The following is a 1788-nucleotide window of genomic DNA, read 5'->3' on the forward strand; positions in this document are numbered from 1 at the left end:
GGGGGCTGACTGGCTTCTTCCAGAACTGGGGGATCCGCTACTTGCTGGGATCCAGGTAACTGATCTATCCCCCAACCTGCCAAGAGCACCAACCCAACCACTACCAGCCCCAAGCTCAGGCGCAACCTCAAGGTAGCCGACGAAGCTTGCGCTTTTTCCACAGCAGATAGCTGGCGACGCGCAACCGGAATGTCGTCGTTCATGCGCAAGGGCCGGGATCTCAGAGAAGAACCGAAGAGATTTTACAGGCCCAAGTCTGCCAAGATATCGCGGGCATGGGTTTCGGTGTTGATGTTCTGATAGACCTTGGCAATTTTGCCCTCGCCGTCGATGACGTAGGTCACCCGCTTGGCGTAACCGCCCCCATCCACATCGTAGGCGCGGGCAATCACCCCACTGGTATCGACCAGTAGAGGAAAAGGCAAGTTGTACTTTTCGGCAAACTTTTGGTGAGAGGCCTGGTCGTCCATGCTCACCCCCAACACCACCACGTCTTTGCTTTGGTAATCGGCGTAAGCATCGCGGAATCCACAGGCCTCTTTGGTGCAGCCGGGGGTGTCGTCTTTGGGGTAAAAGTAAAGGACAACGGTTTTCCCGGTAAAATCAGCCAGAGAAACTTGGTTGCCGTGGGTGTCGGTGGTGTTGAACCCTGGAGCAATGGTGCCAACAGCGAGAACCATAGACAGGTGACCTGAAGAGTGCGAAGAAGAAGGCTGCCCTCAGCATTCTCTTCAGCCCTGGTCGTCTCTGTCAAGCGGTTGCCGGCTCCGACCCGGCTGCCCGTTGCAACTCGACCACCAGCTCTTGGAGCTCCACCGCCAGCCTAGAAGGCAGCCGTCGCCCCAGGATCTCCGCCAGCGACCGGTAGTACCACAGGGATCCCTCTTTGCCGCCGGAGAAGCGCTCCCAGAGCTGATCCCCCAGTTGGTGAAAGTCTCGCAGGATGCAGCGGACGTTGTGCAGTTTGTCAGCGGCGGCCACCAGCAAGACTGAGGCATCTGCGCTTTCCAAGTGCTTGAGATAGGCCACTTTGCGCTCTTTCCAGTTTTCTTTGGGCTCGCCCAGGGAGCTATCGCTGTCGGTGTCTGTGCATCCCAGAATGATCTGCAGCACCCGTTCTCCAAAGTGCTCCCGCAACTCCCGTTCGATCTGGGCCCGCGGCTCACTGATGTAGCGGGGGCCATCCTCCAGGCTGTCGTGGAGCAGGGCGGCAATAGCCTCATCTTCGTCGGCGCCGTGCTCCAGGGCGATGGACGCCACCGCCAGCAGGTGGCTGAGGTAGGGGATCCCTGTTCCCTTGCGGGTTTGGGCGGCGTGCCAGCGGTAGGCGTAGCGCATGGCCTCGGCAAACCGCGGCGACAACTGGGTGGACATGGGTATCTCTCCATCGAGGTTGGAAGTTGAGGGGATGGGTCAGGAATGGTCTGCTGTTGGTTGTTGATTTGATTATGGGAGCAACTGGCCGGAACCGCAGAGGTTCAGCCGCTGGCCTCCGTCTGTTTTGCCGGTAAGGGCACTGGGATCCCTGTCCCTTGCCAGGCACAGAGATCGACAAAGCGATCCGCCAGGCGAATCAGCTCCGGGTGTGTGCTGGGCCGGTAGGCGGCTACCTCCAGCCGGCAGCCTTGGCTGCGGATGTGCCGGAGGGCTGGCGCGAAATCCCCATCACCGCTCAGCAGCAGCACCGTCTCGTAGCGGGAATACAGGGTCATTAAATCCACGATCAGCTCCCCATCCAGATTGGCCTTGCGGCTGCCGTCGGCACGGGTGACGACCGGCTTGGTAACC

The 1788-nt window shown here is 59.9% G+C and carries 3 protein-coding genes and 1 pseudogene; all 4 read right to left on the minus strand.

Annotated features, from left to right (window positions below; translation table 11 throughout):
- Positions 1 to 203 (minus strand): annotated as a pseudogene (locus tag NW863_RS12355) (D-alanyl-D-alanine carboxypeptidase family protein); the annotation flags it as partial.
- A 39-nt stretch (positions 204 to 242) separates the two neighbouring features.
- Positions 243 to 680 (minus strand): peroxiredoxin, encoded by a 438-nt coding sequence (locus tag NW863_RS12360; protein ID WP_414366709.1) that lies wholly within the window; start codon positions 678 to 680, stop codon positions 243 to 245.
- Positions 681 to 750: 70 nt separating this feature from the next.
- Positions 751 to 1374 carry an HD domain-containing protein gene (locus NW863_RS12365; RefSeq protein ID WP_414366710.1) on the minus strand — a complete coding sequence of 208 codons (624 nt, stop codon included), beginning with the start codon at positions 1372 to 1374 and terminating at the stop codon, positions 751 to 753.
- Positions 1375 to 1478: 104 nt separating this feature from the next.
- The coding region (locus NW863_RS12370; RefSeq protein ID WP_414366712.1) for an NYN domain-containing protein at positions 1479 to 1788 on the minus strand (310 nt) is incomplete at its 5' end.

This window comes from Synechococcus sp. B60.1 (assembly GCF_047462555.1).
GTDB lineage: Bacteria > Cyanobacteriota > Cyanobacteriia > Thermostichales > Thermostichaceae > Thermostichus.

Bases quoted from the DNA above. Each gene is read 5' to 3' on its own strand.
- NW863_RS12360 (WP_414366709.1), bottom strand. From the start codon at position 680: ATGGTTCTCGCTGTTGGCACCATTGCTCCAGGGTTCAACACCACCGAC.
- NW863_RS12365 (WP_414366710.1), bottom strand. From the start codon at position 1,374: ATGTCCACCCAGTTGTCGCCGCGGTTTGCCGAGGCCATGCGCTACGCC.